This is a genomic window from Moraxella sp. HMSC061H09 (assembly GCF_001809255.1).
Taxonomy (GTDB): Bacteria; Pseudomonadota; Gammaproteobacteria; order Pseudomonadales; family Moraxellaceae; genus Moraxella; species Moraxella catarrhalis.
Genome location: NZ_KV796835.1, coordinates 1 through 15,962, shown reverse-complemented (window position 1 = coordinate 15,962; position 15,962 = coordinate 1). Strand labels below are relative to the sequence as shown.

The 15,962-nt window shown below is 37.3% G+C and carries 18 protein-coding genes and 4 pseudogenes; 6 read left to right on the top strand and 16 right to left on the bottom strand.

What is annotated here, in order from left to right; all coding sequences use genetic code 11:
- Positions 1-199 precede the first annotated feature (199 nt).
- The 7 genes and pseudogenes from HMPREF2573_RS02030 to HMPREF2573_RS02005 form a co-directional block, all read right to left on the bottom strand.
- Positions 200-664: an RNA-guided endonuclease TnpB family protein gene (locus HMPREF2573_RS02030; protein WP_003668900.1), complete on the bottom strand. Its 465-nt coding sequence runs from the start codon at positions 662-664 to the stop codon at positions 200-202.
- Positions 665-763: 99 nt separating this feature from the next.
- Positions 764-1,192: a hypothetical protein gene (locus tag HMPREF2573_RS02025; RefSeq protein ID WP_228141147.1), complete on the bottom strand. Its 429-nt coding sequence runs from the start codon at positions 1,190-1,192 to the stop codon at positions 764-766.
- 42 nt (positions 1,193-1,234) lie between these two features.
- Positions 1,235-1,327 (bottom strand): annotated as a pseudogene (locus HMPREF2573_RS09810) (Fic family protein); the annotation flags it as partial.
- A 161-nt stretch (positions 1,328-1,488) separates the two neighbouring features.
- Entirely contained in the window at positions 1,489-1,839 is a 351-nt protein-coding gene (locus HMPREF2573_RS02020; protein WP_070472402.1) for a hypothetical protein, read from the bottom strand.
- Between the two features lie 57 nt (positions 1,840-1,896).
- A complete protein-coding gene (locus tag HMPREF2573_RS02015; RefSeq protein ID WP_070472399.1) occupies positions 1,897-2,841 on the bottom strand; it encodes a ParB/RepB/Spo0J family partition protein in 945 nt (314 codons plus the stop codon).
- A gap of 9 nt (positions 2,842-2,850) precedes the next feature.
- The gene (locus tag HMPREF2573_RS02010; protein WP_070472396.1) at positions 2,851-3,558 is read right to left on the bottom strand and encodes a ParA family protein; all 708 of its coding nucleotides are present in this window, start codon (positions 3,556-3,558) and stop codon (positions 2,851-2,853) included.
- Positions 3,559-3,809: 251 nt separating this feature from the next.
- On the bottom strand, positions 3,810-5,297 hold the full coding sequence (locus HMPREF2573_RS02005; RefSeq protein WP_003668906.1) for a RepB family plasmid replication initiator protein: 1,488 nt from the start codon (positions 5,295-5,297) through the stop codon (positions 3,810-3,812).
- Between the two features lie 366 nt (positions 5,298-5,663).
- On the opposite strand from HMPREF2573_RS02005, the gene HMPREF2573_RS09285 reads away from it, so the two are divergent.
- The 4 genes from HMPREF2573_RS09285 to HMPREF2573_RS01990 are packed head-to-tail and all read left to right on the top strand — an operon-like array spanning position 5,664 to position 8,460.
- On the top strand, positions 5,664-5,837 hold the full coding sequence (locus HMPREF2573_RS09285) for a hypothetical protein (protein ID WP_003668908.1): 174 nt from the start codon (positions 5,664-5,666) through the stop codon (positions 5,835-5,837).
- Positions 5,834-7,873, top strand: a complete 2,040-nt coding sequence (locus tag HMPREF2573_RS02000; protein ID WP_070472393.1) for a hypothetical protein — start codon at positions 5,834-5,836, stop codon at positions 7,871-7,873. The genes HMPREF2573_RS09285 and HMPREF2573_RS02000 overlap by 4 nt, the downstream gene beginning before the upstream one ends.
- A gap of 29 nt (positions 7,874-7,902) precedes the next feature.
- Positions 7,903-8,175, top strand: a complete 273-nt coding sequence (locus HMPREF2573_RS01995; protein ID WP_003668914.1) for a hypothetical protein — start codon at positions 7,903-7,905, stop codon at positions 8,173-8,175.
- Positions 8,176-8,196: 21 nt separating this feature from the next.
- Positions 8,197-8,460, top strand: a complete 264-nt coding sequence (locus HMPREF2573_RS01990) for a hypothetical protein (RefSeq protein WP_003668916.1) — start codon at positions 8,197-8,199, stop codon at positions 8,458-8,460.
- 338 nt (positions 8,461-8,798) lie between these two features.
- Here HMPREF2573_RS01990 and HMPREF2573_RS01985 read toward each other — a convergent pair.
- From HMPREF2573_RS01985 to HMPREF2573_RS01980, 3 genes and pseudogenes are all read right to left on the bottom strand, one after another.
- Positions 8,799-9,418, bottom strand: a pseudogene (locus tag HMPREF2573_RS01985) (RNA-guided endonuclease InsQ/TnpB family protein).
- A gap of 87 nt (positions 9,419-9,505) precedes the next feature.
- The gene (locus HMPREF2573_RS09530; protein ID WP_227542852.1) at positions 9,506-9,673 is read right to left on the bottom strand and encodes a helix-turn-helix domain-containing protein; all 168 of its coding nucleotides are present in this window, start codon (positions 9,671-9,673) and stop codon (positions 9,506-9,508) included.
- Between the two features lie 33 nt (positions 9,674-9,706).
- The gene (locus HMPREF2573_RS01980) at positions 9,707-10,204 is read right to left on the bottom strand and encodes an IS607 family transposase (protein WP_369801711.1); all 498 of its coding nucleotides are present in this window, start codon (positions 10,202-10,204) and stop codon (positions 9,707-9,709) included.
- 700 nt (positions 10,205-10,904) lie between these two features.
- Between HMPREF2573_RS01980 and HMPREF2573_RS01975 the strand changes: the two are divergent.
- Together HMPREF2573_RS01975 and HMPREF2573_RS01970 are read left to right on the top strand one after the other, a co-directional pair.
- Positions 10,905-11,152: pseudogene (locus tag HMPREF2573_RS01975) on the top strand (type II toxin-antitoxin system Phd/YefM family antitoxin).
- Positions 11,142-11,348 (top strand): annotated as a pseudogene (locus HMPREF2573_RS01970) (type II toxin-antitoxin system RelE/ParE family toxin); the annotation flags it as partial. The pseudogenes HMPREF2573_RS01975 and HMPREF2573_RS01970, both read left to right, overlap by 11 nt.
- A gap of 36 nt (positions 11,349-11,384) precedes the next feature.
- Here HMPREF2573_RS01970 and HMPREF2573_RS01965 read toward each other — a convergent pair.
- The 6 genes from HMPREF2573_RS01965 to HMPREF2573_RS01940 form a co-directional block, all read right to left on the bottom strand.
- Positions 11,385-11,645 carry a toxin C-terminal domain-containing protein gene (locus tag HMPREF2573_RS01965; RefSeq protein ID WP_070472384.1) on the bottom strand — a complete coding sequence of 87 codons (261 nt, stop codon included), beginning with the start codon at positions 11,643-11,645 and terminating at the stop codon, positions 11,385-11,387.
- Positions 11,646-11,756: 111 nt separating this feature from the next.
- Positions 11,757-13,337, bottom strand: coding sequence for a Fic family protein (locus HMPREF2573_RS01960; RefSeq protein ID WP_070472382.1), 1,581 nt, complete (start codon positions 13,335-13,337; stop codon positions 11,757-11,759).
- A 41-nt stretch (positions 13,338-13,378) separates the two neighbouring features.
- Positions 13,379-13,723 carry a hypothetical protein gene (locus tag HMPREF2573_RS09525; protein WP_227542851.1) on the bottom strand — a complete coding sequence of 115 codons (345 nt, stop codon included), beginning with the start codon at positions 13,721-13,723 and terminating at the stop codon, positions 13,379-13,381.
- 8 nt (positions 13,724-13,731) lie between these two features.
- On the bottom strand, positions 13,732-13,965 hold the full coding sequence (locus HMPREF2573_RS01950; RefSeq protein ID WP_070472380.1) for a hypothetical protein: 234 nt from the start codon (positions 13,963-13,965) through the stop codon (positions 13,732-13,734).
- Between the two features lie 254 nt (positions 13,966-14,219).
- Positions 14,220-15,272, bottom strand: a complete 1,053-nt coding sequence (locus HMPREF2573_RS09520) for a hypothetical protein (RefSeq protein WP_227547677.1) — start codon at positions 15,270-15,272, stop codon at positions 14,220-14,222.
- A gap of 158 nt (positions 15,273-15,430) precedes the next feature.
- Positions 15,431-15,962: hypothetical protein (locus tag HMPREF2573_RS01940; RefSeq protein WP_210383683.1), on the bottom strand; the 532-nt coding region annotated here is incomplete at its 5' end.

Here is a 15,962-nt window from a genome sequence, read left to right as displayed (position 1 = left end):
TCACCAATACACAACAGCTTTATGAACGACTACGACACCTTGCTAACCGAACTAGAACAGCAGTTGACATACTCCCACCACCAAACCTAGCGGTTATGGTAGGGGGAATCTTTGCGACCCATAACAACTTAGGCTTAGATTGAGTTGTTACCTTTCGCCATGCCACTATCGCTGAATAGTATCGGCATGAGGGAACTCTTTATACAGCACTAAGTCCTAGTGCATCAGCTAACGCTTGCTTTCGTATATTATTGCTTGCATTGATATCACGGTCATGCTGTGTTTGGCAACTAGGACACGTCCAATTTCTCACAGATAATGGCAAATTATCTAGCTTGTGATGACAATGCGAACAAATTTTACTACTGGCAAAGAACCGATTGACTTTTAGAATGTTTTTACCATACCAATTTGCCTTGTAAGTAAGCAGGGTAACAAATTGACCCCAACCAACATCATTAATCACTTTGGTAAGTTTACGGTTTTTTACCATATTTTTCACCGCTAAATCTTCAATCGCATAACTGGTAGCTTGGTTTTCACAGATAAGGCTATGCGTGATTTTGTGGTGTAAGTCTAAGTGCCCGTTGCGTACTTTTTCATGAATACGAGCAACGGCTAATTTTTGTTTTTGATGGTTTTTACTTTGTTTTTGTTTGCTCACGACAAGGGGTGCTACGATTGATACCATCAGACAATATATCGAAAAACAAGAACGCCCTGATTAGGTCGCCTGTGCTTACATCTCCACCTAAATCGAAGATTATGGCTGGGGAGTTACGCAGGATAAGTTAAATTCACGCATGGTTTTTTCGTTCAGATTGCCATCATTGATTAAATTTAGCAATTTTTCTTGGTTATTGCGCAAGTGTTCGCCATTCCTGCTACTGCCGATTTGAAAGCCTTTACTTTGGGCTTTTTCGACAAAATTAGCTTGCTTGCTGGTTAATCCAGCGTCCAAAAGCTCTTTTCTTAACCATTTGTGACCAACCTGCAAAGACTTAGTTTGTGATATTTTAACTTTTTCCGTCCATGCTTTGGCTTGTTCAACAGCATGAGCATTTAGGCGAGAGCATACTCTCTCATAAGACGCTATAAAATATTTAGCAAATTTACTATAGTCAACCACATCACTTTCATAATACGCAAGCACAGCTTCGGCGTATTCTGCACCACTGCGTTCTGTAAACATGATTGGGGTCTTTCCATCAGCCATCATTGTATAAGCACACATATTTCGTGCTGTGCGCTTGTTGTGGTCATGAAAATATTGCAAATAAGCCAAGTTTTGGTGTACATAAACTGCTTTTTCAAATGTATTGTCAATCTTTTCATATTCGCTAGCGATAATTTCAAAACCATTTTCCAGTTGCTACGGTATGTCTGATGGTTTATAAGACGATGTGCCAATAGATAGTGGTATTTTACGAACCACACCATATTCTGACTTATCCAATAACATTTCCAAAGCTAATGTATGTGCCGTTTTTACCAAGTAAGCAAATGGATGGGGGTTTCTTCAGAGCCAAGCTTTATTTCTTGCATAAGATAACCAAGTGATGCGTGCATATTTTTGATCATTAAGGCATCATTTAGCTTCTTTTCCGATGCAGCCGTTCTACCAGTTTTTAATAAAATTTCAGTTTCGATATAAGTATAAGTATTTCCTTCAAGTGCGGCTGAAGTGTACGCAAATTCAATAGAAAAAGTTTCAATATTTCTAGGTGCTAGCATATGTTCAACACCTGAATACTTATTCAATGCTTCAAGGTACAACAATTCATCTTCTGTGAAGATTGGTCTGTATTTCAGCTTTTCTTCATTGTATGGAATATGCATTTTAAAAGATTCCTTGTGTTAATTTGATGTGTCCGAATTCGGACACATTCAGTATGATTATTCGGTCAACAGGTTATCCAAAAACTGCATCAATTCTTGTTCTTGTTTGGCAGTTAGGCTTTGGGCTGTCAATTCAACAATCAATTTCTTACCATTTGACTTGACCTTGCCAATTGGTTTGCCTTCTTTGACATACATTTTTTTCACATCAGTTACCGCTGGCGTTTTCATTTTACTTGTGGCTTTAGCATCAGTTGCCAGTTTACTATCATCAGCTGATACCACTTCTGACATGATAAAGTCAGCAATATGTGACTGTTTAAGCTCACCTGATTTTAGCATTGTTACTGCTTTTAGCAAGATACCGCCAAACAATTTATTATTAATATTCAAATCTTTTTTCAAAGATTTGATTTGTTCAGCTGTATCAGCCGATAAGATGCTTGGGTTATCAGATAAGTGCATCAAAATAGACTTTGGTAACTCATTAAAAGACAATAGCTTGTAAAGTTTGGCACGGCTGATACCTAATGCTTTTGCTAATTTGGTTTTGTTGTCAAAGCCATCTTGGATTTTTTCAACAGCCAAGGCGGTTTCATAATCACTTAAATCCTTGCGAGCTAAGTTTTCAGACAATGCCAGCAATGCATTTTGTTGATCAGTAATATGTACCACGATACATTCAATACTGGTTTTGCCAAGCAGTTGAGTTGCACGAAAACGGCGTTCACCAGCCACAATTTCATAGCCTTGTGCGGTTTGGCGTACAGTAATCGGCTGTAAAAGACCGTTTTTATCAATATTATCCGCCAATTCTTGCAAGGCTTTGGCATCAAATTCTGTGCGTGGCTGTACTGGATTTGGGCGGATGTCTGAAATGGCAATACTTTCTAAACGACTTGTTTTGTACACATCAAAGCCGTCAAAACCCTTGTCAGCAGCTGCGTGAATTTCTAGATTTTGGGCCAATTTGGCTTTAAGTTGCTGTGCTAATTTACTCATATTTTGTCCTTATTCCTGTACTAATTCTTCAGCTGAATAAGTTTTTAATCGTGTTTCATGCGCTGTCCACATTGCCAGTTTTTTAAAGCGACGCGCAATTTTTGATGTTGCATCAACCTTTCTTAAGCTGACACCTAAGATTGCAGCTTTATCAATATTGGTACTGCTTGGAATTTCAACAGGAATAATACTGCCAATTTTCTGTGCTGCTTCTTCTTTCATCATCTGACAAGTCAGCTGGCGTTTATCATGGCGTATCAAAAGTGCGCCAAGTAAGTTCAAGCTCGGGTTGATGTACTTGATTTTTTGAATGTAAGCTTGTAAATCTGCCACACCATACATTCCATACTGAGAGCCGCTAAATACAGGGATAATATAATCGGTAGCACAAGCTAAAGCGTTTCCAGTCAATGTGCGAAGAGATGGAGGAGTATCAATTAAAATAACATCATACACATCCATCAAGGGTTTAATGATGCGACTTAATACTTCTAATGGGCGTGGCTCATTGTCTTTAATTTTATCTTCATCGGTTGTAAGCGCCAATGATGAAGAAATTAAAGATACCCCTTCAATGTTTGTTTCTTCTTGTACAGCTTCAAGCAATCGAGCTGGTGAACCATCAAGCAATAAATCACGAATTGTCACAGGAAGTTCGGATGGATGTTTCAATCCAATATGTGTGGATGCGTTACCTTGTGGATCAAGGTCAATCACCAAAGACCTCGGTCATATAATCTAAAAAATCTACCACCTGGCTACTACGAAGGAATTTGCAGCATATTTGGCTCACTTTTACCATCAGCCCATCATTTGGACTAGAGTATATTATTTGCTGACGACTGGCGATACTGTGATTGGTGCCATTAGACAATGTATCAAAGAACAAGAATGCCGTGATTGGGTAGCTTAAGCATATATCTCCACCTAGTTCAAAAGATGATAGATAGAGAATTGCGAATGTTTAGTTAAAGTATTTCATCAATCTTATTAAAATTCTTTCTTGATTTTTCATCCATCAAATCATTTTTCCAAGATTTGATAATGGCTAAATAGTCACCAGCGTCAAAAAGAAACCGCTCCACTGTGTTTCGCCGAATTCTATGCTGATTAGCCATCACAAACACTTCAGCATTTTGTAAAATTTTCTCGTAATCTTCTTCAAGTTGGGTTTTCTGATCCTCCTGTATTTTATCAGCCTCAATCTTCTTAAGCATCTTAGCCTCTTTAATCTGCTCAGCAGTCAAATGACTTCTTATCTCTTCTTCTGTGTACCAACCAGAGGGTACATAATCGAGCACCTTTAAAAACCCCACATGTTTTGACTGCAGATGCACATTAGAAAGCTCTGCCATAATATCATCAATTGAATCACCCTGCACTTTTTTAATTTTACTTGCAAACAATGCCAGTTGTTTATGTGTCATTTTGAAATTTACAAAAGGATCATTTGGTTGACTATTTTCTTTAACACTCTTTGTTTTATTTTCTACTTCTTTGAGGTTGGTATTGATATAAGAGAATGTTAAACCTGTAACCTTTTTTCCAGTTTTATGTTGCTCATATTCAATCTTAATAGGCGTATGTTTATGGATTTCCTTAATCGCTCTATCAATCACATGACATTTAAAATCAGAAAATTTTTTATAAGTTTCTATGCAGTCAAATTTTTCTCGTAAATGCTCAACGGTATAAAAACCCTTACTTTCCATCGAACTCAAAATCATTTCAAGCATAATGATGCCATAAGCCCCCAAATTTACAATCCATTCTTTTTGATACTGCGTCCAAAAATTACCTGTTGCTTGATCAAATACTGTTAGCATTTCAATGACGGTGCTATCAAGTTTTATTTTGATTTGACCTTCGTTTTCCATGTAATCACATTCAGATACCCAACTCACACCCTTTTTGGCTTTACCATTTTGCGTTTTATACCAAAAGAAAAAAGCTTTTTTAACTATACTATCAGCAATTTTTTCCAATTCATTATAGTAATTTTTGCTTTTGATATTATATTCAGCAACGAAATCCTGTACGCGCACATAAAAGATGCGGTTATCAGGATCATTTTCAATTTTTTTCCTAACAATTGGAGATAAAAACAAAATCAGTCGCCGCTCATTTAAAGTCAAATGGCTTATGGCATGCAATAACCGATTCTGAATGATAATCAAGTCTTTGCTATTGGCATAAGTCATAGACTTTTGGTTGGGCTTATTAACCGATTTTTTGACTTTTGCAGGCTTTAAAGATGAGGAAGATGGTTGTTGTTCAAATTCTGACATATTGATCAAAAAGTCAAGAAAAACAGGATCGTTAACATCAAGATCAAATCTATCAAGCAGATTAAATCGAGCCTCTACATTAGCACTCTTTGTTGTTTTCAAGCGGTCCATAAGCAATGAAACGATACTTTGCTCTTGATCGTTAAGATCTGAAAATTTTCTACTCATAATATCTCTTTATACAAACGAATCTATTATTATAGTAACACAAATAACGAAACATATTAATATTTTTCGCACTTAACCCCATATACTTCGTCATATTATGATGTAAATCATTGATTTTAAATTAAATAAACTACTGTAAAATTATAAAAGAAGAAAATTATTAAAAATAATAAAAAGAATTTTGACTGCTTTATTTTAGAGGTTATCTCATTATCCAAAATCAAAAGACTTGTATGTAAAGCAAAAAAACGCCAAAGGCGTTACCATGAATATAAGGGTGATTTATGTTGACCTACTAGGTAACATTTCAATGCTACCATACAACCGTAACTGTTGCTAATATCGCAAACCAACTAAGGAGGGATGATGTCCCAAAACCAAAACTTTGAGCTACCACCACTCACCGATGATGATAAAAAAATCTATGATTCTGGTGATCCAGATGCGGCGGTACGCAGAACACTTGAGCGTATTATTGAGGCAATCCAAAACCCTCAAAAAAGCCAGAGGGTCCAAAAAAAGATTTCAACGAACCTTTGAATTTAGATGCTGAGGAACTAGAGGCAATCTTTACTGGTGACTATGGCAAACACCCAGGGATTGATGCCACCGTTGGGATGCTCACAACACCCGTGTGGGCGTTGTCCGACCTGCGACAAGAATATCGTTATCGGCACACTTTGGACTTCAAAGAAGAGTTTCATTATCAGCGTGGTCGAAAATACCACGATCAAGTATTTGAGTATGCCGACTCTTTGGAAGAAGCCTTGAATGATAAGCAGTCATATCCTGCATTTTATCGTCCAACGTGCAGCGGTGTTTTTGGGGCGTATCATCCCGTGTACGAAGAACAGTGGTTTTGGCCAATGATGAGCCGATGGTCGCTTTATCATTACGAGGCCATGCAATCGCCCATGTCGATTCGTGTGCTGGTGGACTGCCTACCAAAAAATGCACAACTGGCTTACAGCAATGCTTATGGGGAATATAATGGTGCGATTTACACGCATGAGTATCACGAAACCATGAGCCGAGAAGAACCTGGTCGCATTGCTTGGCAAAGTCCGAAATACGAATATAATAAAATGCAAGAGTCACCAAGCTTTTATGTCGGATTAAATACGCTTCAGCGTGCGGTATGTTTGTGGGCGGTCAACGAAATGTTTATCCCTATGCTTAATGCCGATGATTATATCCCTGGACTTTGGGTATTTTTACCAAATCTTACAGGACACTTTGATTCTGAAAATAGTTTTGCTGAAATGACGGTATTCTTTGGGGAGGATTTAAATGATCCAAGATATACCCAGATTCGTGCCAATAACGCACGAGTGCGTAATAAATCCATCATTTTGCGCCACATGCTAAGATATAATCAAATCCCTCAAGGGTATCGACCACAGATGAGCAATGAGGATATGGTTTGGGTGATTGATGAAGAGTGTGGGCCAGAAAGCGCCTGGACGATCGCACCTTGGGACAATCATATTATCCCAAAAGCCCCTGCTCAGACTTTCTTTGAGCAAGTGATGACCGAGCGTGGCACTCGTCCATTCCGATTATTTGGTCGTGGTGCACTGTGGAGCAAAACAGGACAACCACGCGTAGGCTTAATGCACGGTCTTGATTTAATGATGCTCAAAGATGCCTTGGAACTATTGGTTAAATTTGACAGCTTGTTTGGTAAGCAAGTGCCTAAAATGCGTAACAATGAGCCATTGGATAAAATTGTTAGAGAAATATCACAGTGGTTTGGTAGGATTGGTATGATAGACCGCGTTAATTATGCTTGGCCACAAAGCCGTGATCATAAGGCATTTTTAGAGTTTCATCATGGGGAGTATGACCGCACCCAACAAAAAACACCCTACCGCAATGTCAAAAAGCGATCTGGGTATTTGACCGAAGCTGAGCAGCTTGCCGAAATGGATGAATGGCTTCGTCAGCGCCGACAAAAAGTTGCGCAATGGGAGCAAGGTATTTTTGAAGAAGAAGACATTGAGATGGATGAGCTGTTTATCGAACAGACAACATTCTATGACTTTAACAACCGAGATATCGCTGATATGGTCTATGGTGAGCTGGCAGAGCTGTATGAGCTTGGGCCTAAAACCTTTGAGCAAAATATCCATGAGCATCTAAACGCCCTGCGTCAAAGATACCAAGATATTTGCCAAGAAACACCAGGAGATGATCGGTTTTCTAACCTGCAAACCTTGTATCAACAAAAAGCACAAAGGCGTATTGCTTTGCCATTTGGTTTGTCACTGACGCAAGCAGAGCTGATGGAGGTGGCAGAAAGCATTTATAATGGCATTAGCAATTTTCTTGAGTGCCCAAACGGTGAGATCACCTTGGATGAAGAAAAATTTAATGACAGTGGTGACCCAACCGACCTTAACTGGTACAAACCGGTCACGCACAGCACCATTGAACAAGGATCAGGCGTTTACTTTGGCTATGCGGTGATCATGGATTTGATTTGCCTGCAACCAGATGATGTTTTGAACGGCAAAAGTCCTGATGAGGCAGTGCCTGTCATTGAAGAAGATCGTCATTGGTCTTATTTAACTTAATCACACTAAACTTTAGAGGAGCTATTATTATGATGCGTTTTGTAGATCGTCCAGATCGTCCTGAAGAAGTAGATGGCTATCCGGTCCGTTATTATGAAGATACGGGCAAAGTGGCGGTTGATCGCCCTGTTGATGAACAACTGTTAATGGTTCGTCCTTATGTGCCTTTGATTGCCTATTTGATTGAAAAATGGGGATATGCACCTGTAGTCAATGGCGAATGTGTCGATGAATCGTTTATGCGGGCAAAAGAGCTACCCATTTGGTATGCCAACAATATCATTGATAGCGGCTGGCTATAGGGCGGTCAATGGCTAACCAGCATGAATATGGGCGATGTGCCACCTGGTAGCACAGCTGGCAAATCAAATGCCTTACCTGTTAATCCTTATACTGGCGATTTGATTTTAACCCAAGAAGCGGCTGAAGCATTGGATTTGAGTGATTACGACCCAGGTATTGAGATTGTTCCTGCTGAAGATGGTGAGGTTTTGATTGAGGTTCGTGAGCTGATTGAAGCAATGGGCTATATTTCTCCTAAGCAAAAATACTGGGATAAGGTTCAGTCTGATTCTGATGACGAATAAGCCATCGTGCGTCATGCGGGCAGCGGTTTACCCAAGACGGCCTATTGATAGCGCTGTTTTGGGTGCTGTTCAACTGTATGGCAAATTGACCCATATTAGGGGGTGCTGGATGAAACGAATAATTCTTAAGCTTTTCAAGCTGTATTTGGTCGCATTTATTTTATGGAGTGGTGCGTATTTGACGCAGCACTATTACTCTTCCTTAAAACCTATCTAAACCTACCCAAAGGCAAATTTAGCGTTTAATTTCTACTTCAATGTTGTTTACCTTATTCATTTAAACTTGGACTTACATCAACTCCATAGACTAACACGGTAGAACCTACCGCTTGTTTATATTAAGATAAAGTTAGGACTTTATCCGCCTTGTTTAAAATGTTTAAACTTGCATTCACATCACGGTCATGACTTGCTTGACAATTTGGGCAAGTCCATAGACGTGTTGCCAACGTCAAGTTTTCTTTAGCCATCACAAAACCACAAGATGAACAGGTTTTACTGCTTGGATAAAATCTATCCACTTCTTTGACGGTTTTGCCTTGCATATTAGCCTTATAAATCAGCTGTCGTTTAAATTCATAAAAACCCAAATCAGAGATGGCACGGCTTAATTTGTGGTTTTTACCATGCCTTTGGTGTTAAGGTTTTCAAGGCAAATCACATCAAATTGTTTTACTAAGTCTGTCGTGAGTTTGTGCAAAAAATCTTTTCTGATGTTTGAGATTTTATAATACAACCGTGAGAGCTTGGTCTTCGCTTTTTCACGGTTGTTACTGCCTTTTTGTTTACGGCTGAGCGATTTACTTAGTCGTTGTAATTTTTTAAGGTTTGTTTTTAAAGGTTTGGGTGCCCCAATTTTTGTGCTGTCTGATAACGTGGCTAAATCGGTAATCCCTAAATCAATGCCAACACTTTTGTGTGTTTTGGCATTTAATTTTGGTAGATTGTCAATTTCCACACCAACCGATACAAACCATTTACCGCCTTTTTTAAAAACAGTGGCGTTTAAATTGACTTGGGCTGTTCAGTTTGGTTTTGTCAATTTCTATGCCGTTTGCTTGACATTCATCACGATAATTTTTATCCGCTTCGTATTGTTTTGCCACTCGGCTAATGCCCAGTTATGGGCAAGACGTGCGACACCGCAAGCCTTATTAAAGTAGGTGGCTTGTTTGTTATTGGGAGCAAGTTCTATCGTGTGTCCTAATATCATGGATTTTCTTTAACCATCTGTTTGATTTGCTTTTTATATTTTTAAGTCCATACAATCGGTTACTAAAGCCATGAATAATAGCAAGCATGTCTTCAACCAACTCTTGCTGTGGCGATGTTTTTCTTGGTTGGCAACAATGATTTGATAGTTATGGCGGTTTGCCATGTGTTTAAAATAATCAAATCCAAAGCGTGCAAGACGGTCTTTGTGAGCGACATATAAGTTCTTTATCTCGCCAATTTCTATTCTATCCATAAGTGATAAAAAGATTTTGCGTTTAAAGTTTAAGCCACTGCCAACTTCACTGTGCCATTCATCAACGGCTATACCTTGTGCTAAACAAAAGGTTTGCATGGCTTCTATTTGCGATTGCAAATCGTCTTTTTGTGCATGGCTTGACATTCGGCAATAGACAACGATTTTACCTTGATTACTTGGCTTTTCAAGGTTTAAGACTTTAAATATATCATCGTCTGTATAAACACGATGATTGGTTTTAAGTCCATAGTGGTACAAGGCGTTTTTCTTTATCCTAACGTCTTAATGTAGATACGGACACACCTATTTTTTGGCAAATTCTTTGGGTTTGTACATGGCTAACAACCTATCTATTTTGTAATATTATAGATAAGTTTAAATATGTTTGTAATGCATAGTTAATTACTCTTGGTATGTGGTCGGTTTTCAAACCGTCAAATTAACCACCAAACAAGGTCAGGTCTATGAGGGGCTTTACACCCCACGGCCGGGTTTGTAGACTGTGTTTGCATATCCGTAAAACCTGCAATGGATTGTGCCGATAAGATTGGCGACTGGGCACTCATCCCTCGTCAAAAGTGCTTAAAGCGCACACAGGTTGAAATTGATAAAGATGATATCGCCAGTTTGGAATTCGATCATGGGTGGTCATATTCAGCCAGGCAGAAGCTGTTCTTTTAAGTAAAAAAGAGGTTTGATACAATCGCTGATAAAGGCAAAGGTGGATTTAACCGATAAATAATGTGGCACACTAGGGAAAGAAGTCAAAGTTACAAATAATTTGCGTCGACGCAAACGCAGAATTTCAATGAAATATATTGACCAATGATACTATTAAAAGTATCATTAACAAACATTATAATAATACCATGGATAACTTACTCACCCATTGTGAAACCCAAGCAATGTGTCAGTGTTCTTAGTTACAAGACTAAGCAGTCCATTGTTTAATGAGCCTTAGGAGAACCAACTTATGCTCAATACCATCTATAGCAAATACATTGCAAGCATCAGCGAGTTTAAAAAAGCCCAATGGATGCTTTGAAAAATGCCAACGGTGAAACTGTTGCTGTCCTTAATCGCAATGAGCCAGCCTTTTATTGTGTTCCAGCTGCACGATATGCAGACTTGATCGATCTCATCGAAGATCTAGAACTTGCTCAAATTGCAGAGGAGCGAAAAAATGAACGTAGAATTCGGGTAAATATTGATGAGCTATAACCTAAGCTTTACAGAGTCTGCAAAAAAAGAATATGATAAATTAGATAGCAATATTCGTGATCAGTTTAAAAAGAAACTTAAGCAAATTTTGGAAAATCCAAAAATTCCAAAAAATAAACTTAGGGGTTCAAATACCAAAGATCGTTATAAAATCAAGTTGCGATCTTCTGGTTATCGTTTGCTTTACGAAGTCATCTTATAATATCACTCATAAATCAATCTCCAATCCTGTTTAGGTTTTCTTCATAAGTACCAATTTCCATGCCCCGCCATTATGGCTATCGACATCTGGCGTAATATAAGACAAGCCTCTGACAACGGCAGATTTAGTGGCTTGATAAACTGGTTGACCATTGGAGCACTCATTAATTTTTTTATAGCCCAACTGCTTGGCTTTAGCCGTCGCCTGTGTTGTGGTGGCAAAGTACGGTCTTGCCTGAGCTTGCTGTATCGTTGGAAGTATAATAAAAAACGAACTAAAGGCAAATCCCAAAGTTAACGCTCTAAGAAGATTTTTTATAATTAAGCATCCTAACCTAAATAAATTTTTACGGTAAACATTATCACATTTTGACCTAAACCACCAGATGCGGTGTTTTTATTTTTAAACATCAAGCCCACTCACCACCCCCACCAACCGCTCCCATAGCTCATCATCACCCAAAAGTTCGTATTCCTTGACAAGTTTATTACTTCTAACGCCTTGATTGTCAAGAATGCTTCTGATGATACGATCAGCATCTTGATTGCTCATTTCAATAATTTCTTTAACCTCTTGGCGTGTTTTATCGTAGGTTCTAAGATAAGCTGACTCTTCTACCATATCTATACCAATAACTTGCCTCATAAGCTCTGATAAATACTGCGTATGAGTAGTCAAGTCCATATATCGCCATAGACTTTGCGTGTTTTTGTCTGCCTGTACCACAAGATTGCTTTTGATACCATCTGCATAAGTGGTTGGTTTGCCGGTAAAGTGGTACTTATCCTCTAAACTTTGCATTAAGGGTTTGGATATAGCATCCAAGATGGCATCATAGGCACGCTTGGTGGTAGGACTATCAATGATAGCCTTAGAAATCGGCAAAATCACAGGATCATCTGTCTGCCCATCTCGCCTTAATACATCATTCATCAAAAAACGATGAATGCGTCCATTGCCGTCTGCTAATGGGTGTATGTAGACAAAACCAAAGGCAATGACCGCACTTCTCATCAGAGAGGATTGCCCCTTTGTACCCTTAAAAAATGCATTAAGCCCTTCTAGCTTTGATGGTACCTCTTCGCAAGGTGGAGCGATATAATGTACAATCTCTTTAGCGTGGCGATAATTACTCTCACCCACAAATACAGGCGACTGTCTAAGCCCAAAATGTTTAATACTAATACTTTTACCAATAATTGCCTCTTGCAGTACACCCAATCGCTCATTAGATAAGGGAATTTCACCCTGCCCAACTTGCTCTGCTATCACCCTGGCAAATCGCTCAATGCGACTTTCTTGACCACCCTCCCCCTCAATGGCAAAGCTGGCACGACTTTCGCGTAAGGTAATCCACACCGAAGCACGCACCAATAAATCCTCGCCAAACTCCTGCCTAAGCTGGGTCAAATGCTCCTTAACATCAAAGTCAATGGCGGATAATAGCATTGGTGTCTTGACCACCATTGGAGCAAAGTCCTTAGTACCCGCAATATTATTGTTCACTCGCCAGCGATTATCTTTAATGGGGGTATTTGCTACCACCACTTTATCGCCATCTAAGATATCGACATAGCCACCGCCAATGTCAGACGGCGGTTCTAAACGCTCATCTGTCAGCCACTCATACAAAAAAGCCACTCTTCTGGCGTAGCGACCTGTTGGCTCAGCATTGACCCAATCTTGGATAAGTCTGCCATCTATCTTATAAAACAATCTAGCCAAAAATTCTAGGGTGGGTATTTCATTTTTTAGATAAAAGGTAAGATGAGCTGCCACATTATCGCCCAAACGGGTACGGGCAGGATAGATTTCTTGGGTATAATGCCCTTCTGTGAGAGTACGACGGCTTGTGCCAATTTGACTAATCACATAAGGCTTTATCCATAAGCGTATGTTAAAATGATACGACAGCCAAAGTACACCCAGCATATCTTGTGGGTCTGTGGTTGGGGCAATGATGTTGGAGGGTCTTATGGTCATTATTGTCGCTTACCTGCCATTTTAATCAGTTTTGGCAAATTTTAGCACAAAATGATTTTAAGTGATACAAAATAATAATATTTTGGGGTATTTTGTGCATTTTGATTATGAAATTTACTTAATAGCTTGAGTTTTGTTAATACAAGCGATATAGCAATATACTGTGCTATTGTAAAATAACTTTTCGGCAAAATATGATCCACCGCAACTTTATACTTTTCAGCATCTTCAAGTTTTCCAGTTAAAGGGTCTTTGATGTGTGGTTTGCCATTAATCATTGTTATTTTGTTGATTTGTTCAGTTTTATTGGTTAATGGGTTCACCCAGTAAATTAAATATTTCAAAATAAACTGGCTGAGAGTAAGAGTGTATATTTTCCACATCATAAACTATCTCATTTTTTTCTATATTTATGAAATGAAAATGTTGCCAACTCTCCTATTTCGTCATCTTGAAAACTTAATGAAATAAAGCAACTTATATTAGGGAATTCTTTATACCAATATGTTTTAAAAAAATATAAGAATATAAAAGATTTTTCGAACACTTCTTGACTCACATAATCATCAATATGTATTTTATTATTGGCATTTCCAATTCCAGATAAATCTAAAAAATCTGTTTTCATTCTTCCAATGTCATTCAAATTTCTTTCAAAATCTCAGTATAATACTTTATCTAAAAATATACAGTCACCAATAATTATAAAACCATCATCCAAAATAGATCTTAAACTAGAATCCAGTACACAATCAGGTTTATTAGATTCTTCATTTTTAAAATATTTTAACATTAAGTGATTTGTATAAATCATTTTTTCACCCCTAAGTATGTTAAAAATTTAATTACATATTTAATGTATTTTAAAAAACCTTATACAGTTCAAACCTCATCAAAATAAGATATAAAATATTCTTTTTCATTACAAAATTTCAAAAAACCTATTAACAAATCTTTGTCTCCATTTAAAGATATGCAACCATACCCTATATCCTCATGAGGATAAAGAGCTATTCCCAAGACAGGGTTAATCAAAAAGCATACCTGCCCCCAAATTCTATTAAAATAATAAAACATTAAGAGCTCACAAATCTTGGTTGATATGTCAATATCAAAATGTATGTTAATTAATTTTATATTTAACTTTTCGTCATTTTCAAAATAATTTTTGAAATCATCATTGTATTCTTGTATGACTTTCAAACTCTTTATTTCCGTAAATAATTTATCATAAAGAATATCAAAATTATTAAGATCTCCATAAGATTCATAATCAGGATTTTCTGTCAAAGTACTTAATAAGAAAAAATTAGTTAAATTTTCTTTAAAAAAGTTAATTAGTAGCATAGTAGACTCATTTATCAAATGCAGATCATTTATATTCTCTGCCTTAAAATATCCTACCCAATGCCTACTATTTCTAAAATTGTCAAAATCTATATTCTTTAAAAATATTTGACTATTTTTCAATTTTGATAATTTTCCATCACTAATTTCTATGGTAATTTTCTTTGTTCGGGTTGGCGGTTTGCCGTTTATGCCAATTTTCCATTCACCCATTTTGTCTGTATGTGATGTATGACTCTTTTGCCAAATCTCGCCTGTATATTTATTGATTTTGTTGGCTCCTTTAGAAAGAAAGTCATCTGTATGTGTATCTGGAGTTCTAAATACATCTCCAACATTTGCACCATTTACCTTTCTGTCATTAGCATAAGTATAATGCCTTGTTTGAACTTTTGGTGCATCTGGAATGTTATAAGGTCTTGCATCAGTTTTATTGTAATCTGATGTACGATGCCATTGACCATCTTTACCTTTGTAGATTGCAATTGTTTGACCATTACCATCTTTTGTATTAAAGATTAGTTCACCTTTGGGTAATGTTTTCCCATTTGGTGTGATACTCAAATCACAACACTCCGCATTATGCACCCACACCCCATATTCACCAATATGGTAGGTGTGGAAGTCTTGTACTTCAAAGTTGTAGACGGTGTCGGTGTGGTCTAGCTTTGTTTGGCTGATGATTGTAACATTAGGCAGACCATGTTTTTTAGATGGGGCGGTGTCTGTTATTTGCTTTTATATATCTATGGTAAGAAATAAATAAAATCAAACAATTCTGGGTTGTTTTCACCAAAAATATGATAGGACTCTTTTTTACTATGATGTTTTTTATAGTATCCCATAGCAATAATTTTTTTCTGATATAAAGGTATGTGTGATTTATCTTTAATTAATAGATAGTTATTAAATTCGCTAAAATCATCCATCATATAAGAAAAGTCTACATCTTTTGATACCTTATTAAACATCTTCCAATCTTCATCTGACAGCCTAAATATATTTGTTATAGCAATGTCTTGAACAGTTAGATTGTTTGATTTTATCAATAACTCTACATAAGATAGATAATCTATATCTCTACTCATCACATATAACAAACTCTCTGCAAAATAAAAATTAGCTCTATAATAACCTTTCTGTATTGCCTCAATAATAATATCGGCTATTTTATTTTTATTTTCTTTCATAAAATCTCTTGAAGCGTGCTCAAGAATAAATGATAGTGCAAAAATTACTGCGTAATCATTAGATTTTGACATTTCACCTAAAAAGTAA

Excerpts from the sequence above, each read along its gene's own strand:
- HMPREF2573_RS02020 (WP_070472402.1), bottom strand. The coding sequence starts at position 1,839 with ATGCATATTCCATACAATGAAGAAAAGCTGAAATACAGACCAATCTTC.
- HMPREF2573_RS01960 (WP_070472382.1), bottom strand. The coding sequence starts at position 13,337 with ATGACCATAAGACCCTCCAACATCATTGCCCCAACCACAGACCCACAA.
- HMPREF2573_RS01990 (WP_003668916.1), top strand. The coding sequence starts at position 8,197 with ATGAATATGGGCGATGTGCCACCTGGTAGCACAGCTGGCAAATCAAAT.
- HMPREF2573_RS01950 (WP_070472380.1), bottom strand. The coding sequence starts at position 13,965 with ATGAAAACAGATTTTTTAGATTTATCTGGAATTGGAAATGCCAATAAT.
- HMPREF2573_RS01995 (WP_003668914.1), top strand. The coding sequence starts at position 7,903 with ATGATGCGTTTTGTAGATCGTCCAGATCGTCCTGAAGAAGTAGATGGC.
- HMPREF2573_RS02005 (WP_003668906.1), bottom strand. The coding sequence starts at position 5,297 with ATGAGTAGAAAATTTTCAGATCTTAACGATCAAGAGCAAAGTATCGTT.
- HMPREF2573_RS09530 (WP_227542852.1), bottom strand. The coding sequence starts at position 9,673 with ATGATATTAGGACACACGATAGAACTTGCTCCCAATAACAAACAAGCC.
- HMPREF2573_RS02025 (WP_228141147.1), bottom strand. The coding sequence starts at position 1,192 with ATGTTTACAGAACGCAGTGGTGCAGAATACGCCGAAGCTGTGCTTGCG.
- HMPREF2573_RS09285 (WP_003668908.1), top strand. The coding sequence starts at position 5,664 with ATGTCCCAAAACCAAAACTTTGAGCTACCACCACTCACCGATGATGAT.
- HMPREF2573_RS09525 (WP_227542851.1), bottom strand. The coding sequence starts at position 13,723 with ATGATGTGGAAAATATACACTCTTACTCTCAGCCAGTTTATTTTGAAA.
- HMPREF2573_RS02015 (WP_070472399.1), bottom strand. The coding sequence starts at position 2,841 with ATGAGTAAATTAGCACAGCAACTTAAAGCCAAATTGGCCCAAAATCTA.